This window comes from Streptomyces mirabilis (genome assembly GCF_018310535.1).
In the GTDB taxonomy this organism is placed as follows: domain Bacteria; phylum Actinomycetota; class Actinomycetes; order Streptomycetales; family Streptomycetaceae; genus Streptomyces.
In genome coordinates, this window is record NZ_CP074102.1 from 6,700,820 (window position 1) to 6,718,278 (window position 17,459).

16 protein-coding genes are annotated in these 17,459 nt (G+C 69.5%); 7 read left to right on the forward strand and 9 right to left on the reverse strand.

The annotated features are described in order from the left end of the window. Nucleotides 1-101: 101 nt before the first annotated feature. From pgl to tkt, 5 genes are read right to left on the reverse strand one after another with little or no spacing between them, the layout of a single operon-like run. A complete protein-coding gene (gene pgl / locus SMIR_RS29530; RefSeq protein WP_168490454.1) occupies nucleotides 102-884 on the reverse strand; it encodes a 6-phosphogluconolactonase in 783 nt (260 codons plus the stop codon). Then, on the reverse strand, nucleotides 881-1,930 hold the full coding sequence (gene opcA / locus SMIR_RS29535; RefSeq protein ID WP_212727587.1) for a glucose-6-phosphate dehydrogenase assembly protein OpcA: 1,050 nt from the start codon (nucleotides 1,928-1,930) through the stop codon (nucleotides 881-883). Before opcA ends, pgl begins: the two co-directional genes overlap by 4 nt. Then, nucleotides 1,927-3,450: a glucose-6-phosphate dehydrogenase gene (zwf, locus tag SMIR_RS29540; protein ID WP_101405810.1), complete on the reverse strand. Its 1,524-nt coding sequence runs from the start codon at nucleotides 3,448-3,450 to the stop codon at nucleotides 1,927-1,929. Before zwf ends, opcA begins: the two co-directional genes overlap by 4 nt. A gap of 4 nt (nucleotides 3,451-3,454) precedes the next feature. Then, nucleotides 3,455-4,573: a transaldolase gene (tal, locus tag SMIR_RS29545; RefSeq protein ID WP_168490452.1), complete on the reverse strand. Its 1,119-nt coding sequence runs from the start codon at nucleotides 4,571-4,573 to the stop codon at nucleotides 3,455-3,457. 34 nt (nucleotides 4,574-4,607) lie between these two features. Next, nucleotides 4,608-6,710, reverse strand: coding sequence for a transketolase (tkt, locus tag SMIR_RS29550; protein ID WP_212727588.1), 2,103 nt, complete (start codon nucleotides 6,708-6,710; stop codon nucleotides 4,608-4,610). A gap of 379 nt (nucleotides 6,711-7,089) precedes the next feature. Here tkt and SMIR_RS29555 point away from each other — a divergent pair, with 379 nt between their 5' ends. The 3 genes from SMIR_RS29555 (at nucleotide 7,090) to SMIR_RS29565 (ending at nucleotide 9,761) form a co-directional block, all read left to right on the forward strand. Next, the gene (locus SMIR_RS29555; RefSeq protein WP_168500946.1) at nucleotides 7,090-8,043 is read left to right on the forward strand and encodes a heme o synthase; all 954 of its coding nucleotides are present in this window, start codon (nucleotides 7,090-7,092) and stop codon (nucleotides 8,041-8,043) included. A gap of 94 nt (nucleotides 8,044-8,137) precedes the next feature. Continuing rightward, on the forward strand, nucleotides 8,138-8,494 hold the full coding sequence (locus SMIR_RS29560; RefSeq protein ID WP_168490450.1) for a hypothetical protein: 357 nt from the start codon (nucleotides 8,138-8,140) through the stop codon (nucleotides 8,492-8,494). A 160-nt stretch (nucleotides 8,495-8,654) separates the two neighbouring features. After that, nucleotides 8,655-9,761 carry an amidohydrolase family protein gene (locus SMIR_RS29565; protein WP_168490449.1) on the forward strand — a complete coding sequence of 369 codons (1,107 nt, stop codon included), beginning with the start codon at nucleotides 8,655-8,657 and terminating at the stop codon, nucleotides 9,759-9,761. Between the two features lie 27 nt (nucleotides 9,762-9,788). On the opposite strand, the gene SMIR_RS29570 is transcribed toward SMIR_RS29565, so the two are convergent. The 4 genes from SMIR_RS29570 to SMIR_RS29585 all read right to left on the reverse strand — a co-directional run bounded on the left by SMIR_RS29570 (nucleotide 9,789) and on the right by SMIR_RS29585 (nucleotide 13,527). Continuing rightward, nucleotides 9,789-10,796: a COX15/CtaA family protein gene (locus tag SMIR_RS29570; protein ID WP_168490448.1), complete on the reverse strand. Its 1,008-nt coding sequence runs from the start codon at nucleotides 10,794-10,796 to the stop codon at nucleotides 9,789-9,791. 71 nt (nucleotides 10,797-10,867) lie between these two features. Next, nucleotides 10,868-11,584 carry an ABC transporter permease gene (locus SMIR_RS29575; RefSeq protein ID WP_248003634.1) on the reverse strand — a complete coding sequence of 239 codons (717 nt, stop codon included), beginning with the start codon at nucleotides 11,582-11,584 and terminating at the stop codon, nucleotides 10,868-10,870. A gap of 142 nt (nucleotides 11,585-11,726) precedes the next feature. Beyond that, nucleotides 11,727-12,650, reverse strand: a complete 924-nt coding sequence (locus SMIR_RS29580; protein WP_168490446.1) for an ABC transporter ATP-binding protein — start codon at nucleotides 12,648-12,650, stop codon at nucleotides 11,727-11,729. A gap of 46 nt (nucleotides 12,651-12,696) precedes the next feature. After that, on the reverse strand, nucleotides 12,697-13,527 hold the full coding sequence (locus SMIR_RS29585; protein WP_168490445.1) for an AAC(3) family N-acetyltransferase: 831 nt from the start codon (nucleotides 13,525-13,527) through the stop codon (nucleotides 12,697-12,699). Nucleotides 13,528-13,688: 161 nt separating this feature from the next. Here SMIR_RS29585 and SMIR_RS29590 point away from each other — a divergent pair, with 161 nt between their 5' ends. The 4 genes from SMIR_RS29590 to SMIR_RS29605 all read left to right on the forward strand — a co-directional run bounded on the left by SMIR_RS29590 (nucleotide 13,689) and on the right by SMIR_RS29605 (nucleotide 17,457). Then, complete coding sequence (locus SMIR_RS29590) at nucleotides 13,689-14,441, forward strand: helix-turn-helix transcriptional regulator (protein ID WP_168490444.1); 753 nt, start codon at nucleotides 13,689-13,691, stop codon at nucleotides 14,439-14,441. After that, nucleotides 14,438-15,862 carry a Fe-S cluster assembly protein SufB gene (sufB, locus tag SMIR_RS29595; RefSeq protein ID WP_101405820.1) on the forward strand — a complete coding sequence of 475 codons (1,425 nt, stop codon included), beginning with the start codon at nucleotides 14,438-14,440 and terminating at the stop codon, nucleotides 15,860-15,862. Before SMIR_RS29590 ends, sufB begins: the two co-directional genes overlap by 4 nt. Before the next feature lie 90 nt (nucleotides 15,863-15,952). Further along, entirely contained in the window at nucleotides 15,953-17,134 is a 1,182-nt protein-coding gene (sufD, locus tag SMIR_RS29600) for a Fe-S cluster assembly protein SufD (RefSeq protein ID WP_168490443.1), read from the forward strand. After that, nucleotides 17,134-17,457: a bifunctional 3-phenylpropionate/cinnamic acid dioxygenase ferredoxin subunit gene (locus tag SMIR_RS29605; protein WP_101405822.1), complete on the forward strand. Its 324-nt coding sequence runs from the start codon at nucleotides 17,134-17,136 to the stop codon at nucleotides 17,455-17,457. The genes sufD and SMIR_RS29605 overlap by 1 nt, the downstream gene beginning before the upstream one ends. Nucleotides 17,458-17,459: the final 2 nt, after the last annotated feature.

A 17,459-nucleotide genomic window follows, 5' to 3' on the forward strand; every position in this document is an offset into this window, starting at 1 on the left:
TTTCTCGCGCCCGCCAAAAGACTCGCGCAGTTCCCCGAGCCCCTCTTCAGGGGCGCGGGGAACTGCGCGAACGGGGTCTGGGGCCAGGCCCCGGGTACGGCTCAGGCCGAAGCTGGCGGGTACAGCGAGCGTGGCAGCCGGGAGGCCGCTGCCGCGTCCAGGAGCCACAGGGTGCGGGAGCGGCCGTGGGCGCCGGCCGCCGGGGCCTGCACCTCGCCCGCGCCCGAGAGGGCGATCGCCGCGGCCTGCGCCTTGTCCTCGCCGGCCGCCAGCAACCAGACCTCACGGGCGGAGCGGATCGCGGGCAGGGTGAGCGTGACCCGGGTCGGCGGGGGCTTGGGGGCGCCGTGCACGCCCACCACCGTCCGCTCCGTCTCACGGACCGCGGGCAGCTCCGGGAAGAGCGAGGCCACGTGGGTGTCCGGGCCGACACCCAGCATCAGGACGTCGAACGAGGGCACGGAACCGTGGTTCTCGGGGCTCGCGGCCTTCGCGAGCTCGGCCGCGTACGCCTCCGCCGCCGCGTCCACGTCGGCACCGTAGGGACCGTCGGACGCGGGCATCGGATGCACCCGTGCGGGGTCCACCGGCACCGAGTCCAGCAGCGCCGCACGGGCCTGGGTGTCGTTGCGGTCCGGATCGCCCTCGGGCAGGAACCGCTCGTCACCCCACCACAGGTCGATACGGCCCCAGTCGACGGCGTCCCGGGCGGGCGCGGCCGCGAGCGCCGCGAGGAGCCCGTTGCCGTTGCGTCCGCCGGTGAGGACCACCGAGGCGTAGCCGCGCGAGGCCTGCGCGTCCACGACCTTGGTGATCAGCCGGGCCGCGGCGGCCTGGGCCATCAGCTCCTTGTCGCGGTGCACGACGAGCTGCGGAGTGTTCACTTGGCGGCCGCCTTCTTCGCAGGGGCCTTCGCAGGGGCCTTCTTCGCGGGTGCCTTGGCGGCGGCGGTCTTGGCGGTCGCCTTCGCCGTGGCCGGCTCCTCCTCGACGGCGTCGGCCGCCGCCCCGTTCAGCCGGTCCACCCCGTACCGCAGCGCCGACGCGTAGGTGTCGTCCGGGTCGAGCCGGCGCAGCTCCTCCGCGATCAGCTCCGAGGTGTCGCGGCGCTTGAGGGCCACCGCACGGTCGGGCTGGCCCTCGATGGAGAGGGTCGCCAGGGCGCCGTCGGCGCGGTCCAGCGCGATCGGGCCGCAGCTCGTTTCCATGCGGACGGCGGTGAGGCCGGGGCCGGGGGACTTGGACCGCTTGACGGGAACGTCCAGCCGGTCCGCGAGCCACATGGCGAGCAGCTCCACGCTCGGGTTGAACTCCTCGCCCTCCACCTCGACCGCGTTCACGTCGCAGATGACCTGGTCGAGGGCGGCGGCCAGCATCGAGCGCCAGGGCGTGATGCGAGTCCAGGAGAGGTCGGTGTCCCCGGGGGTGTAGGCGTCGGCACGAGCGTTGAGCTCGCGTACGGGCGCCTCGGCGGCGTAGGTGTCGGTGACGCGGCGCTGGGCCAGCTTTCCGAGCGGGTCGTTGGCCGGGTCGAGCGGCGCGCTCACCGGCCACCAGACGACGACCGGCGCATCCGGCAGCAGCAGCGGCAGGACGACCGAGTCGGCGTGGTCGGCGACCTCGCCGTACAGCCGCAGCACGACCGTCTCGCCGGTGCCCGCGTCCGCGCCGACCCGCACCTCGGCGTCGAGGCGCGACTTCGTGCGGTCGCGGGGCGAGCGGGAGACGCGCTTGATGACCACGAGGGTGCGCGAGGGGTGCTCGCGGGAGGCCTCGTTGGCCGCCTTCAGGGCGTCGTAGGCGTTCTCCTCGTCGGTGACGATGACGAGGGTGAGCACCATGCCGACGGCGGGGGTTCCGATGGCGCGGCGCCCCTGCACCAGCGCCTTGTTGATCTTGCTGGCCGTGGTGTCCGTGAGGTCTATCTTCATGGGCGACGCCAGCTCCGTCCGTCTCGCTCGAGCATTTCGTCGGCCTCGACGGGGCCCCACGTGCCCGAGGGGTACTGCGCGGGCTTGCCGTGCTTGTCCCAGTACTGCTCGATCGGGTCGAGGATCTTCCAGGACAGCTCGACCTCCTCGGTGCGCGGGAAGAGGTTCGAGTCGCCCAGCAGGACGTCCAGGATCAGGCGCTCGTACGCCTCCGGGCTCGACTCCGTGAAGGACTCGCCGTAGGCGAAGTCCATGGAGACGTCCCGGATCTCCATCGAGGTGCCGGGCACCTTGGAGCCGAAGCGGACCGTGATGCCCTCGTCGGGCTGGACGCGGATGACGATCGCGTTCTGGCCCAGTTCCTCCGTCGCCGTGTGGTCGAAGGGGGAGTGCGGGGCGCGCTGGAAGACCACGGCGATCTCGGTGACGCGGCGGCCCAGACGCTTGCCGGTACGCAGGTAGAAGGGGACGCCCGCCCAGCGGCGGTTGTCGACCTCGACCTTGATCGCGGCGTAGGTGTCGGTCTTCGACTTGGGGTCGATGCCGTCTTCCTGGAGATAGCCGACGGCCTTCTCGCCGCCCTGCCAGCCGGCCGCGTACTGCCCGCGGACGGTGTCGCGGCCCAGGTCCCGGGGGATCCGGACCGCGCCGAGGACCTTGGTCTTCTCGGCGGCGAGGGCGTCCGCGTCGAAGGAGGCGGGCTCCTCCATGGCGGTCAGGGCCATCAGCTGCAGGAGGTGGTTCTGGATGACGTCCCGGGCGGCGCCGATGCCGTCGTAGTAGCCGGCGCGGCCGCCGATGCCGATGTCCTCGGCCATGGTGATCTGGATGTGGTCGACGAAGGACCGGTTCCAGATCGGCTCGAACATGGTGTTGGCGAAGCGGAGCGCCAGGATGTTCTGGACGGTCTCCTTGCCGAGGTAGTGGTCGATGCGGAAGACCTGGTCCGAGGAGAAGACCTCGTGCACGATCGCGTTGAGTTCCTCGGCCGACTTCAGGTCGTGGCCGAAGGGCTTCTCGATGACCGCGCGCCGCCAGGAGCCGTTCGACTGGTCCGCCAGGTGGTGCTTCTTCAGCTGCTGGATGACCACCGGGAAGGCGGACGGCGGCACGGAGAGGTAGAAGGCGAAGTTGCCGCCCGTGCCCTGTGCCTTGTCCAGCTCGTCGATCGTGGCGCGCAGCCGCTCGAACGAGTCGTCGTCGTCGAAGGTGCCCTGGACGAAGCGCATCCCCTGGATGAGCTGCTGCCATACCTCCTCGCGGAACTCCGTACGGGCGTGTTCCTTGACGGCGTCGTGGACTTCCTGGGCGAAGTCCTCGTTCTTCCACTCGCGGCGGGCGAAGCCGACGAGCGAGAAGCCCGGCGGCAGCAGCCCGCGGTTGGCGAGGTCGTACACGGCGGGCATCAGCTTTTTACGTGACAAATCGCCCGTGACGCCGAAGATGACCAGGCCCGACGGCCCCGCGATACGCGGGAGCCGTCGGTCTGCGGGGTCACGCAGCGGGTTGCTGCTTGACAAGGTTTCAGCCCTCCGAAGGGGCGAGGCGCTTGAGCTCCGCCTCTGTGGACTTGAGCAGGTCGTTCCAGGACGCCGCGAACTTCTCGACGCCCTCGTCCTCCAGGAGCTGGACCACGTCGTCGTACGAGATCCCGAGCTTCTCGACCGCGTCGAGTTCGGCGCGGGACTGCTCGTACGTACCGGTGATGGTGTTGCCGGTGATGTCGCCGTGGTCCTCGGTGGCCTGCAGGGTGGCCTCCGGCATGGTGTTCACCGTGTTCGGCGCCACCAGGTCGTCGACGTACAGGGTGTCCTTGTACGCCGGGTCCTTGACGCCGGTCGACGCCCACAGCGGGCGCTGCTTGTTGGCCTGCGCCTTGTCGAGGGCGGCCCAGCGGTCGGAGGAGAAGACCTCTTCGTACGCCTCGTAGGCGAGCCGGGCGTTGGCGAGCGCCGCCTTGCCGCGGGCGGCCTTGGCCTCGGGGGTGCCCAGGGCGTCGAGCCGCTTGTCGATCTCGGTGTCCACGCGGGACACGAAGAAGGACGCCACCGAGTGGATCTTGGAGAGGTCCAGGCCCGCGGCCTTCGCCTTCTCCAGACCCGCCAGGTAGGCGTCCATGACCTCGCGGTAGCGCTCCAGCGAGAAGATCAGCGTGACGTTGACGCTGATGCCCCTGCCGATGACCTCGGTGATCGCGGGCAGGCCCGCCTTCGTCGCCGGGATCTTGATGAGCGTGTTCGGGCGGTCCACCAGCCAGGCCAGCTGCTTGGCCTCGGCGATGGTCGCCGTGGTGTTGTGGGCCAGGCGCGGGTCGACCTCGATGGAGACCCGGCCGTCCTGGCCCTGCGTCGCGTCGAAGACCGGGCGCAGGATGTCGGCGGCGTCACGGACGTCCGCCGTCGTGATCATGCGGATGGCCTCGTCGACGGTGACCTTGCGGGCGGCGAGATCGGCGAGCTGCTGCTCGTAGCCGTCGCCGCTGCTGATCGCCTTCTGGAAGATCGACGGGTTGGTGGTGACGCCCACGACGTGCTGCTGGTCGATCAGTTCGGCGAGGTTGCCGGACGTGATCCGCTTGCGCGACAGGTCGTCCAGCCAGATCGCGACGCCTTCCTCGGAGAGGCGCTTGAGTGCGTCTGTCATGGAAATTGCATCTCCTACGTGTCGTATATCAGCGTCAGCGCTGGGCTGCGGCGATCGATTCCCGGGCGGCGTTGGCGACGTTCTCGGCAGTGAAGCCGAATTCGCGGAAGAGGACCTTGCCGTCGGCCGAAGCACCGAAGTGCTCCAGCGAAACAATGCGTCCCGCGTCCCCGACGAACCGGTGCCAGGTCAGACCGATACCGGCCTCGATCGAGACGCGCGCCTTCACCGACGGCGGCAGGACGCTGTCCCGGTACCCCTGGTCCTGCTCCTCGAACCACTCCACGCACGGCATGGAAACGACCCGCGTCGGGACGCCCGCGGCCTGGAGCTGCTCGCGCGCCTCCACCGCCACGTGCACCTCGGAACCGGTGGCGATGAGGATGACCTCCGGCTCCGCGCTCTGCCCGCCGGGCCCTTCGGCCTCGAAGCGGACGTAACCGCCCTTGACCGTGTTCTCGTCGGCCTCGTACGTCGGCACGCCCTGACGGGTCAGCGCCAGGCCGTGCGGAGCGCCCTTGCCGAAGACCTTCGTGTAGCGCCCCAGGATCTCGCGCCAGGCGATCGCGGTCTCGTTGGCGTCCGCGGGACGGACGACGTTGAGGCCGGGGATGGCACGCAGCGAGGCCAGGTGCTCGACCGGCTGGTGGGTCGGGCCGTCCTCACCGAGACCGATGGAGTCGTGCGTCCACACGTATGTCACCGGCAGGTGCATCAGCGCGGACAGACGCACGGCGTTGCGCATGTAGTCGGAAAACACCAGGAAGGTGCCGCCGTAGACACGGGTGTTGCCGTGCAGCGTGATGCCGTTCATCTCCGCGGCCATGGAGTGCTCGCGGATGCCGAAGTGGATCGTGCGGCCGTACGGGTTCGCGCCCGGCAGCGGGTTGTCGCCAGGAAGGAACGAGGAGTTCGGGTCGATCGTCGTGTTGTTCGAGCCCGCGAGGTCGGCGGAGCCGCCCCACAGCTCGGGGATGACCGCACCGAGAGCCTGCAGCACCTTGCCGGACGCGGCACGGGTGGCGACACCCTTGCCCGCCTCGAACGCCGGGAGCTTCTCCTCCCAGCCGGCCGGCAGCTCGCACGCGGCGATCCGGTCGAACTCGGCGGCACGCTCGGGCTGAGCGGTGCGCCACTCCTGGAAGCCCTTCTCCCACTCGGCCTTCGCCTCACGACCGCGGTCGAGAGCCTGGCGGGTGTGTGCGAGAACCTCGGCGGCGACCTCGAAGGACTTCTCCGGGTCGAAGCCCAGGACGCGCTTGGTGGCCGCGACCTCGTCCTCGCCGAGCGCCGAGCCGTGCGCGGCCTCGGTGTTCTGCGCGTGCGGAGCGGGCCAGGCGATGATCGAGCGCATCGCGATGAACGACGGCTTGTCCGTCACCTTCTTCGCGGCCTCGATCGCGTTGTAGATGGCGTGCGGGTCGATGTCGCCGTCCGGCTTCGGAGCGACGCGCTGCACGTGCCAGCCGTACGCCTCGTACCGCTTGACGGTGTCCTCGGAGACCGCCGTCTCGGTGTCGCCCTCGATCGAGATGTGGTTGTCGTCCCACAGCAGGACCAGGTTGCCGAGCTTCTGGTGACCGGCCAGGGAGGACGCCTCGTGCGAGATGCCCTCCTGGAGGCAGCCGTCACCGGCGATCGCGTAGATGAAGTGGTCGAAGGGAGACTCGCCCTGCGCCGTGTCCGGGTCGAACAGACCGCGCTCGTAGCGGGCGGCCATCGCCATGCCCACCGCGTTCGCGACACCCTGCCCGAGCGGGCCGGTCGTGGTCTCCACGCCCGGAGTGTGTCCGTACTCGGGGTGGCCCGGGGTGCGGGAGCCCCACGTCCGGAAGGACTCCAGATCGTCCAGCTCCAGGCCGAACCCGGCCAGGTAGAGCTGCGTGTAGAGGGTCAGGGACGAGTGGCCCGCGGACAGCACGAAGCGGTCACGTCCGGTCCAGTCGGGATCCGCCGGGTCGTGCCGCATCACCTTCTGAAAGAGGGTGTACGCGGCAGGCGCCAGACTCATGGCCGTACCGGGATGGCCGTTTCCGACCTTCTGTACGGCATCGGCGGCCAGGACGCGGGCGGTGTCGACGGCCCGCTGGTCCAACTCGGTCCACTCGAGGTCTGTGGTGGTCGGCTTGGTGCTCACCCTGGGTCAGGGCTCCTCTCCACATGTCACGCATGTCGAATGCCGGTGCACTGGGCGCCCACCGGCCGTTGTCGAGCCTACCCCCGTAGGTACGTGCGTTTTTTCGAGTCATTCCAGACTGCCGGGACTCTCCGGGATCCGCCTCCCGACTGGTCCGTTCCGTGTTCGGCAACTGAATACGGAGCCGCTCGTAAGAGTGCTCAATCGAGCTCCGTCACGCCCGTTGTGCAGGCCCTCTTCCCTTCCTGGCGCGCCCGCTCCCAACACGACCCCACCCCCGCGAAGGCCGAGGTATAGGCAACGTCTACAGTGGCGTGGTACGCGCGAGCCTTTACGGGGAGTTCACACCCGGGGGCTTGCTGGGATGTCTCTGTCAGGGGTGTGCGTGACGGCCGTCGAATCCCGTCCAGCGGGGGTGCTCGGGACGAGCAGCAGCCCAAGCCACCGGCCGTTCGGGGCCCGTGTCAAGGCGTTCGTGGCGCTGACCAAGCCGCGAATCATCGAACTGTTGCTGATCACCACCGTTCCGGTGATGTTCCTGGCCCAGCAGGGTGTACCCGACCTCAAGCTGGTCCTGCTCACCTGCCTCGGAGGTTTTCTGTCAGCGGGCGGCGCCAACGCGCTGAACATGTACATCGACCGCGACATCGACGCTCTGATGGAGCGCACCTCGCAGCGCCCGCTGGTCACCGGCATGGTCAGCCCACGCGAGTGCCTCGCCTTCGGGATCACGCTGGCGGTCGTCTCGACCCTGCTGTTCGGACTGACCGTCAACTGGTTGTCCGCCTGGCTGTCACTCGGAGCGCTCCTTTTCTACGTCGTCGTCTACACGATGATCCTCAAGCGGCGCACCTCCCAGAACATCGTCTGGGGCGGCATCGCCGGCTGCCTCCCGGTGCTCATCGGCTGGTCGTCCGTCACCAACTCCATGTCGTGGGCGCCGGTCATCCTCTTCCTCGTCATGTTCTTCTGGACGCCGCCGCACTACTGGCCGCTGTCCATGAAGGTGAAGGACGACTACGCGCGCGTGGGCGTGCCGATGCTCCCGGTCGTCGCCTCCAACAAGGTGGTCGCCCGCCAGATCGTCATCTACAGCTGGGTGATGGTCGCGGTCTCGCTGCTGCTCACCCCGCTCGGCTACACGGGCTGGTTCTACACCCTGGTCGCGCTCGGCGCGGGCGGGTTCTGGCTGTGGGAGGCGCACGGTCTGCAGAACCGCGCCAAGGCCGAGGTGACCGGCGGGAAGCTCAAGGAGATGCGGCTGTTCCACTGGTCCATCACCTATGTGTCGCTCCTGTTCGTGGCGGTCGCGGTGGACCCCTTCCTGCGCTAGTACGGCTCCCTGATCCTTGACGGGCGGGGTACGTGGGCTAAGCCACGTACCCCGCCCGTCGCCGTTTGATCTACCCGTCGGTAGCATCCTGGCCATGGCAGACACGCAGCAGGTTGACGAGACCACCGGCGCCGCCCAGGACGTCAAGGCCGAGCGCAAGGCGGCCAAGCTCGCCCAGCGGATCAACGCCTTCGCCAAGGAGCACGGCGGGACCGAGGGGCACGTCGAGTACATCGGACAGCTCGGAGCCCGGATCGTCCTCGTCGGTGCGGACGGTGCTTGGGGGGACGTGGTGGCGCCGACCTACACGATTGCCGAAGAGGCCGTGAAGAAGGCCGGGATCACTGTTCACGAGGCGTTCGACGGTGAGTTCGCGGCGAAGGTCAAGACGGGGCCGTACGAGTGGAAGAGGATGGCGGGGATCCAGCTTGGGGCGCCGAGTAACGGCTGACAGTATCTGTTATCTGTCACCTGATAGTTGATATCCGTCATCTGATATCCGTCGGCCGATATCCGTCAGCTGTTGTACGGCTTGCGCTTCACCAACACCTGACGCGCGCCTCACCCGTTAGGACCTGAAGAACGCAACGGTCCAGTCGCGGGGAGTCCGGATGATCGAAACGCCATCCCTGGTGGACCAGTACTGCCACGGCGTACTGAGGACGGAGCTGGGCCTCGGCACCTTCGAGGCCCACCTCGCCAGAACCGAGGGCCCCCCGGCCCCCGGCACCACCTTCTTCGACACCCAGACCGGCTTCGCGGTACGCCGTTGGTGCCCGCCCCTGCTCGGCCTGGAACCGCACTGTTCGCCCGCCCGCTATCTGGCCAGGCGTCGCGAACTCGGCGTCCTGGAGTCGGGGCGCAGACTCCTGCGCGGTAGCGGCATCACGACGTACCTCGTCGACACGGGGCTGCCCGGGGACCTGACGGGACCGGGCGAGATGGCCTCGACCGGCGCGGCCCACGCCCATGAGATCGTCCGCCTGGAGCTGTTGGCGGAACAGGTCGCGGACACCTCGGGCACCGTCGAGTCCTTCCTCGCCAATCTCGCCGAGTCCGTCCACGGAGCCGCCGCGAACGCCGTCGCCTTCACGTCGGTCGCGGGGGGACGGCACGGTCTGGCGCTCGCGCCCGAGCCGCCGGGACCGGGAGAGGTGCGGGGCGCGGCGGGCCGCTGGCTGGCGGGCCGCCGGGTGGGCGGTGCGCTGAGCGACCCGGTGCTGTTGCGGCACTTACTGTGGATCGCGGTCGCCTCGGGCCTGCCCCTCCAGCTCCACGCGGGCCTGGGCGAACCCGGTCTGCGCATCGACCGCACCGACCCCGTCCTGCTCACCGACTTCGCCCGTGCCACGGCGGGGCTCGGCACGGATCTCGTCCTTCTGCACGGCTACCCGTACCACCGCCACGCGGCGCACCTCGCCGGGGTCTTCCCGCACGTCTACGCCGACCTGGGTGCGGCCCTGGTGCGTACGGGAGCCCGGGCGGCGGCCGTCCTCTCCGAGATCCTGGAGCTGGCCCCCTTCGGCAAGCTCCTGTTCTCCAGCGGGGCCCACGGCCTGCCCGAACTGCACGTCGTCGGCGCGCGCCTGTTCCGCGAGGCGCTCGCCCGGGTGCTGGGCGCCTGGGTCGCCGAGGGCGCCTGGTCGCTGGTGGACGCGCAGCGGGTGGCGGGACTGATCGCGGCGGGGAACGCGCGGCGGGTGTACGGGGTGGAGTGAGCCGGTGCCGGGTTCCCTACAACCGGCCTACGCGCGCGTGAGCGCCGACTCCGCGGCCGACCCCGGCAGTTCCGCCGCGATCCCAGGGCGTTCGCGCAGCGACAGCAGGACCCGCAGGACGCCGATCCACACCAGGCAGGAGCCGAACATGTGGAGGCCGACCAGGGCCTCGGGGAGGTCCGTGAAGTACTGGACGTAGCCGATGACGCCCTGACCGAGCAGGATCAGGAACAGGTCGCGGGTGCGGTCGAGCGGGCCCTTGGGGGCGTCGACGGCCTTGAGGACGAACCACAGGGCGAAGGTCAACGTGACCACGATCCAGGCCAGCACGGCGTGCAGCTTGGCGACGGTCTCCCAGTTCACGGCCATGCGTTCGACCTCGCTGGAGTCGCCCGCGTGCGGACCCGCGCCGGTGACCACCGTGCCCACCGCGATCAGCAGGATGGCGGCGGCGACCAGGCACCACACGAGCTGCTGCACCGCCTTGCCGACCAGCGGGCGCGGCTCGGCGGAGCCCTCGCGCGTGCGCTGCCACATCACCGTGGCCACCGTGATGAGCACCGTGGAGAGCAGGAAGTGCGCGGCGACCGTGTAGGGGTTGAGGCCGACCAGGACGACGATGCCGCCGAGGATCGCGTTGCTCATGACGATCCAGAACTGCGCCCAGCCGAGCCGGGTGAGGTCACGCCGCCACGGCTTCTCGGAGCGCGCGGCGATGATCGCCCAGCCGACCGCGGCGCACAGCACGTAGGTCAGCATGCGGTTGGTGAACTCGATGACTCCGTGGAAGCCCATCGCGCTCGTCGTGGTGAGCGAGTCGTCGGTGCACTTGGGCCAGGTCGGGCAGCCGAGGCCGGAGCCGGTCAGCCGTACGGCGCCGCCGGTGACCACGATGACCACCGACATGACGAGCGCGGCGAGGGCCGCTCGTTGCACCGTCCGGGAGGTCGGGGTCCAGCGTTCGGCGATGAGGGCGAGCGGATTGCGCGCGAAGGCTACGGCGTCGGCTCGGGTCACGTTTGGCACGGGCACCATCGTAGGCGGCCGCTTGTGCACGCCTTCACGAGGCCCCCGCACCTACGCAAATCGCCACCTCGGCCCGGGAGTCACTCCCAGCGGAAGAACCTGCCCGCCGCTCCCAGGCCCACGACCGCCCACACGGCCAGGATCCCGAGGTCGCCCCACGGCATGCCCGCCCCGTGCTGGAGCACGTCGCGCAGCCCGTCCGAGAGCGCCGAGATGGGCAGCAGGCCGAGCACGTCCTGGGCGCCCGCCGGGAACTTGTCCATCGGGACGATCACGCCGCCGCCCACGAGGAGCAGCAGGAAGACCAGGTTCGCGGCGGCGAGCGTCGCCTCCGCCTTGAGCGTGCCGGCCATCAGCAGGCCCAGGCCCGAGAAGGCGGCCGTGCCCAGGATCAGCAGGAGCAGGACGGCCAGCGGGTTGCCGTGCGGCGACCAGCCCAGCGAGAAGGCGATCACCGTCAACAGGACGACCTGGAGGACCTCCGTGACCAGCACGGACGCCGTCTTCGCGGTCATCAGGCCCCAGCGGGGCAGCGGGGAGGCGGCGAGCCGCTTCAGGACCCCGTAGCGCCGTTCGAAGCCGGTGGCGATGGCCTGCCCGGTGAAGGCCGTCGACATCACGGCGAGCGCCAGGATGCCGGGGGCCAGGAAGTCGACCGACTTGCCCTTGCCGGTGTCGATGATGTCGACCGAGCTGAAAAGGACCAGCAGGAGTGTCGGGATGATCACCGTGAGGAGGAGCTGTTCTCCGTTGCGGAGCAGCATCTTCGTCTCGAGCGCGGCCTGCGCGCCGATCATCCGGGGCAGCGGGGCCGCCCCCGGCTTCGGGGTGTAGGTACCGGCGGTGGTCACGAACGCAGCTCCCTGCCGGTCAGTTCCAGGCTGTGTCTTCCCGGGGGACAACCCCCGGACCCCCGGCCGAGATGCAGTCGAGCCTCACTCATGAGCGCAACTCCTTACCCGTGAGCTCCAAAAACACGTCTTCCAGGGTGTGGCGTTCGACCGAGATCTTCTCCGGCATCACGCCGTGCTGCGCGCACCAGGAGGTGACCGTCGCCAGCAGCTGCGGATCGATCTTGCCGCCCACCCGGTACGAGCCGGGCGTCAGCTCCGCGGCCGTGCAGTCGGCCGGCAGGGCCTTCAGCAGGGAGCCGACGTCGAGCCCCGGACGGCCGGTGAACCGCAGGGTGTTCTCGGCGCCGCCGCGGCACAGCTCCTCGGGGGAGCCCTGCGCGATGACCCTGCCCGCGTCGATGATCGCGACGTCGTCGGCGAGCTGCTCGGCCTCGTCCATGTAGTGCGTGGTGAGGATGACCGAGACGCCGTCGGCGCGCAGATCACGGACGAGGTCCCAGGTGGCGCGGCGGGCCTGCGGGTCGAGGCCCGCGGTGGGCTCGTCGAGGAAGACCAGTTCGGGACGGCCGACCACGGCCATCGCGAGCGCGAGGCGCTGCTGCTGGCCGCCCGAGAGCCGCCGGTAGGTCGTGCGGCCGCAGCTGTCGAGGCCGAGCCGTTCGATGAGCGTGTCCACGTCCAGGGGGTGGGCGTGGAGCTTCGCCACATGGCGGAGCATCTCGTCGGCGCGGGCACCGGAGTAGACCCCGCCGGACTGGAGCATCACGCCGATGCGGGAATGCAGTTGCCCGGACTGTCCCACCGGGTCGAGGCCCAGGACGCGTACCGTGCCGGAATCCGGCTTCCGGTACCCCTCGCAGGTCTCGACCGTGGTCGTCTTGCCCGCCCCGTTGGGGCCCAGTACGGCGGTGATGCCCGCCTCGGCCACCAGGTCGAGGCCGTCCACCGCGGTCTTGTCGCCGTACCGCTTCACCAGGGCCTGGACCTGGACCACGGGCTCGCTTCGCATGAGGCGCAAGTCTAGGGAGCCGGTCGGGTGATCGGTCGGGCGGGGTTCAGGAGGCGGTCCCGGGCATGACCCATTCCTCCCGGGGGCGGTGCAGCGCCAGCCAGCGCTCCGCGTACGCCACCGCGTCGGCCACCGGGAACAGGCGTACGTCGGCCGCGCCCACCCGGCCCCGTACGACGGGGCGGTCCCGTTCGAAGTCGGAGCCCAGTTCGTCGAAGCGGTCGGAGTCGACGGAGACCTCGGTGACGACCTCCCAGCGGGTCGCCCCCTGCGGGGTGCGCACCGGGCGTCCCACCTCGACGAGCGGGGACGGTATGCGGTATTCGGCCAGGTGGAAGCTGGTGCACGTGTCGTAGCCCGCGCCGAGCAGGAGCACCCGGGCACCGAGGGACTCCAGGCGGGCCAGTGGGCTGCGCTCACCGAGCCGGCAGTCGGGGGCGTGCCACTCGACGATCTCCGCCGCGCGGGGGCCGAGGGCCGCGAAGGAGGTCTGCGGATGGGCGCTGCGCAGGGCGCCGGGCCAGGTGCGGAGGGTCTCGGGGACCACGCCGACTCCGCGGCTGGGTGTCACGAGGGGGTCGTACGCGGGCATCGTCGCCCGAATGGGCGACCACCACTCCTCGGGTACGGGCGGATTGCTCCACAGCGCCGGGTCGGAGAGGTCCCCGGACTGGGTGGGGACCACCAGGGTGCCGTCGGGACCGAGGGCGTCGAGCAGTCCCTGGACGACGGCGACGGCGCCGCCGTTGACCCAGCCGAGGGAGCTCAGGGAGGAGTGCGTGAGAAGCGTTTCTCCGGGCTGGACGCCCAGCTCCAGGAGCTGGGCGGCGAGGGTGTCCCGTGTGACGAGTGGGCCGGTCGGAGGGGGTGTCGGCATGGTTCCCGAGTCTTGCGGAGAGCCGGTCCCGAAGCCAGTGAATTGATCGATCAAAGATCGTTTCCGCAGGTCACCTTAGGTATACCTAAGTGATGCAGCGCACCGCCCGCCTCCGGGGGCGCGGCTTGTCAGGCTCTGAGGAATTACGCAACAATGGCGTTGTGAAAAACGTTGGCGAGGCTCGGGAGACCCCCATGGGGGCCCCTCAGGAGGAACTCGCGACCGGTGAGCGTTCGACGCGCAACCGTGTCGCGCGGTCCATCCTGGACCACGGCCCGTCGACCGTGGCCGACCTCGCGGGGCGGCTGGGGCTGACCCAGGCCGCCGTGCGCCGTCATCTCGACGCGCTGGTCGCCGACGACGTGGTGGAGGCACGGGAGCAGCGGGTCTACGGAGCGCGTACGCGCGGCCGCCCCGCCAAGGTGTTCGCCCTGACCGACTGCGGCCGGGACGCCTTCGACCAGTCCTACGACAAGCTCGCCGCGGACGCGATGCGCTGGATCGCGGCGCGCGAGGGCGGGGACGAGGCGGTCGTCGCCTTCGCCCGCGCCCGGATGGCCGCCCAGGCCGACGCGTACCGCAAGGCCGTCGAGGCCGCCGCGCCGGAGCAGCGCACCGAAGCGTTGGCCAAGGCCCTGAGCGTGGACGGGTACGCTGCTGCAGCGCGTAGCGCACCGGTCGGCGAGCAGCTCTGCCAGCACCACTGCCCGGTCGCTCATGTCGCCGAGCAGTTCCCGCAGCTGTGCGAGGCGGAGACCGAGATCTTCTCCCAGCTGCTCGGCACCCATGTTCAGCGGCTGGCCACCATCGCCCACGGCGACGGTGTGTGCACCACGTTCATCCCCAAGATTTCCAAGATTTCCGAATCCACCCATAACGCATCTGCAAGTACCGCCGGGAGGAACCCCGCATGACGCTCCCCATCGAGGAGACTGCCCACCCTGAGCTCGAGGGTCTGGGTACGTACGAATACGGCTGGGCCGACTCCGACGTGGCCGGTGCCTCTGCCAAGCGCGGTATCAACGAGGACGTCGTCCGCGACATCTCCGCGAAGAAGAACGAGCCGGAGTGGATGACCAAGCTCCGCCTCAAGGGCCTGCGCCTCTTCGAGAAGAAGCCCATGCCCAACTGGGGCTCGGACCTGTCCGGGATCGACTTCGACAACATCAAGTACTTCGTGCGCTCCACGGAGAAGCAGGCGGAGTCCTGGGAGGACCTGCCCGAGGACATCAAGAACACGTACGACAAGCTCGGCATCCCCGAGGCGGAGAAGCAGCGCCTCGTCGCCGGTGTCGCGGCCCAGTACGAGTCCGAGGTCGTCTACCACCAGATCCGCGAGGACCTGGAGGAGCAGGGCGTCATCTTCCTCGACACCGACACCGCCCTCAAGGAGCACCCGGAGCTCTTCAAGGAGTACTTCGGCACCGTCATCCCGGTCGGCGACAACAAGTTCGCGTCGCTGAACACCGCCGTGTGGTCCGGTGGCTCCTTCATCTACGTGCCGAAGGGCGTGCACGTCGAGATCCCGCTCCAGGCCTACTTCCGCATCAATACGGAGAACATGGGCCAGTTCGAGCGGACGCTGATCATCGTCGACGAGGACGCCTACGTCCACTACGTCGAGGGTTGTACGGCGCCGATCTACAAGTCGGACTCCCTGCACTCCGCGGTGGTCGAGATCATCGTGAAGAAGGGCGCCCGCTGCCGCTACACGACCATCCAGAACTGGTCGAACAACGTCTACAACCTGGTCACCAAGCGCGCCGTGGCGTACGAGGGCGCGACCATGGAGTGGATCGACGGCAACATCGGCTCCAAGGTCACCATGAAGTACCCGGCCGTTTACCTCATGGGCGAGCACGCCAAGGGCGAGACCCTCTCCATCGCCTTCGCGGGCGAGGGCCAGCACCAGGACGCCGGCTCCAAGATGGTCCACATGGCGCCGAACACGTCGTCGAACATCGTGTCGAAGTCCGTGGCGCGCGGTGGCGGTCGTACGTCCTACCGCGGTCTGGTCGAGATCGGCGAGGGCGCCCACGGCTCGAAGTCGAACGTGCTGTGCGACGCGCTGCTCGTCGACACCATCTCCCGCTCCGACACCTACCCGTACGTCGACGTCCGTGAGGACGACGTGTCCATGGGCCACGAGGCGACCGTCTCCAAGGTCTCCGAGGACCAGCTCTTCTACCTGATGAGCCGCGGTCTGACGGAGTTCGAGGCGATGGCGATGATCGTGCGCGGCTTTGTCGAGCCGATCGCCAAGGAGCTGCCCATGGAGTACGCGCTTGAACTCAACCGGCTGATCGAGCTGCAGATGGAAGGCGCGGTCGGCTAAGACCCGCCGCCGGAAAACAGCTGGTGGCCCGCCCCTTCCGGCGGGCCCGAGGATCTCAACTGACGCAGGAAAGAGAGCAGACCGACAGCCATGGCTGAGGCTCAGAACATCCCGGTGGGGTCCACCACCGCCGGCCAGATCGCGGTGGCCGCCGAGTCGACCGTCGCCACGCGCATGAGCGCGCCCCCGTCCTTCGACGTGGCGGACTTCCCGGTCCCCCACGGCCGCGAGGAGGAGTGGCGGTTCACTCCGCTGGAGCGCCTGCGCGGGCTGCACGACGGGACCGCGGTCGCGACCGGCAACGGCCTGAAGGTCGACGTGGAGGCGCCCGCGGGCGTCGTCGTGGAGACCGTCGGCCGTGACGACGCGCGCCTCGGCAGGGCGGGCACTCCGGTGGACCGCGTCGCCGCCCAGGCGTACTCCGCGTTCGAGAAGGCCGGCGTGATCACCGTCCCCAAGGAGACGGTGCTCACCGAGCCCATCCGCGTCGCGGTGCACGGAGAGGGCGGCGTCGCCTACGGCCACCAGGTCGTGGAGCTCGGAGCCTTCGCCGAGGCCGTCGTCGTCATCGACCACACCGGTGACGCCGTGCTCGCCGCCAACGTCGACTACATCCTGGGCGACGGCGCCAAGCTCACCGTCGTCTCCGTCCAGGACTGGGACGACAAGGCCGTGCACGTGGGCCAGCACAACGCGCTGATCGGCCGGGACGCCACGTTCAAGTCATTCGTGGTCACGTTCGGCGGCGACCTCGTGCGCCTGCACCCGCGCGTGGCCTACGCCGGCACCGGCGGTGAGGCCGAGCTGTTCGGTCTCTACTTCACGGACGCGGGCCAGCACCAGGAGCACCGTCTGCTGGTCGACCACAACACCCCGCACTGCAAGTCGAACGTCGCCTACAAGGGCGCGCTCCAGGGCGACGGCGCGCACGCCGTGTGGATCGGTGATGTCCTCATCGAGGCCAAGGCCGAGGGCACGGACACGTACGAGATGAACCGCAACCTGGTTCTGACCGACGGCGCCCGCGTCGACTCCGTGCCGAATCTGGAGATCGAGACCGGCGAGATCGTCGGCGCCGGACACGCCTCCGCGACCGGCCGCTTCGACGACGAGCAGCTCTTCTACCTGATGGCCCGCGGCATCCCCGCCGACGAGGCCCGCCGACTGGTGGTCCGCGGGTTCTTCGCCGAGCTCGTGCAGCAGATCGGTGTCGACGACATCGAGCAGCGCCTTCTCGTGAAGATCGACGAGGAGCTGGAGGCGTCGGTCTGATGACCAGCACCTTCGTACGCGCCTGTGGGCTGAGCGAGCTGGAGGAGGACACCCCGAAGCGGGTGGAACTCGACGGCACGCCGGTCTCGGTCGTGAAGACCGAGGGGGAGGTGTTCGCGATCAACGACATCTGCTCGCACGCGAACGTCTCGCTCTCCGAGGGCGAGGTGGAGGACTGCCAGATCGAGTGCTGGCTGCACGGCTCCGCGTTCGACCTGCGCACCGGCAAGCCGTCCGGCCTTCCCGCGACGCGCCCCGTCCCCGTATACCCCGTAAAGATCGAAGGGGACGACGTACTCGTCTCCCTCACCCAGGAGTCCTGAGG

Bases quoted from the DNA above. Each gene is read 5' to 3' on its own strand.
- SMIR_RS29560 (WP_168490450.1), top strand. From the start codon at position 8,138: ATGGCAGACACGCAGCAGGTTGACGAGACCACCGGCGCCGCCCAGGAC.
- SMIR_RS29605 (WP_101405822.1), top strand. From the start codon at position 17,134: ATGACCAGCACCTTCGTACGCGCCTGTGGGCTGAGCGAGCTGGAGGAG.
- SMIR_RS29565 (WP_168490449.1), top strand. From the start codon at position 8,655: ATGATCGAAACGCCATCCCTGGTGGACCAGTACTGCCACGGCGTACTG.
- SMIR_RS29575 (WP_248003634.1), bottom strand. From the start codon at position 11,584: ATGATCGGCGCGCAGGCCGCGCTCGAGACGAAGATGCTGCTCCGCAAC.
- SMIR_RS29580 (WP_168490446.1), bottom strand. From the start codon at position 12,650: ATGCGAAGCGAGCCCGTGGTCCAGGTCCAGGCCCTGGTGAAGCGGTAC.
- sufD (WP_168490443.1), top strand. From the start codon at position 15,953: ATGGCTGAGGCTCAGAACATCCCGGTGGGGTCCACCACCGCCGGCCAG.
- sufB (WP_101405820.1), top strand. From the start codon at position 14,438: ATGACGCTCCCCATCGAGGAGACTGCCCACCCTGAGCTCGAGGGTCTG.
- SMIR_RS29570 (WP_168490448.1), bottom strand. From the start codon at position 10,796: ATGGTGCCCGTGCCAAACGTGACCCGAGCCGACGCCGTAGCCTTCGCG.
- tal (WP_168490452.1), bottom strand. From the start codon at position 4,573: ATGACAGACGCACTCAAGCGCCTCTCCGAGGAAGGCGTCGCGATCTGG.
- opcA (WP_212727587.1), bottom strand. From the start codon at position 1,930: ATGAAGATAGACCTCACGGACACCACGGCCAGCAAGATCAACAAGGCG.
- SMIR_RS29585 (WP_168490445.1), bottom strand. From the start codon at position 13,527: ATGCCGACACCCCCTCCGACCGGCCCACTCGTCACACGGGACACCCTC.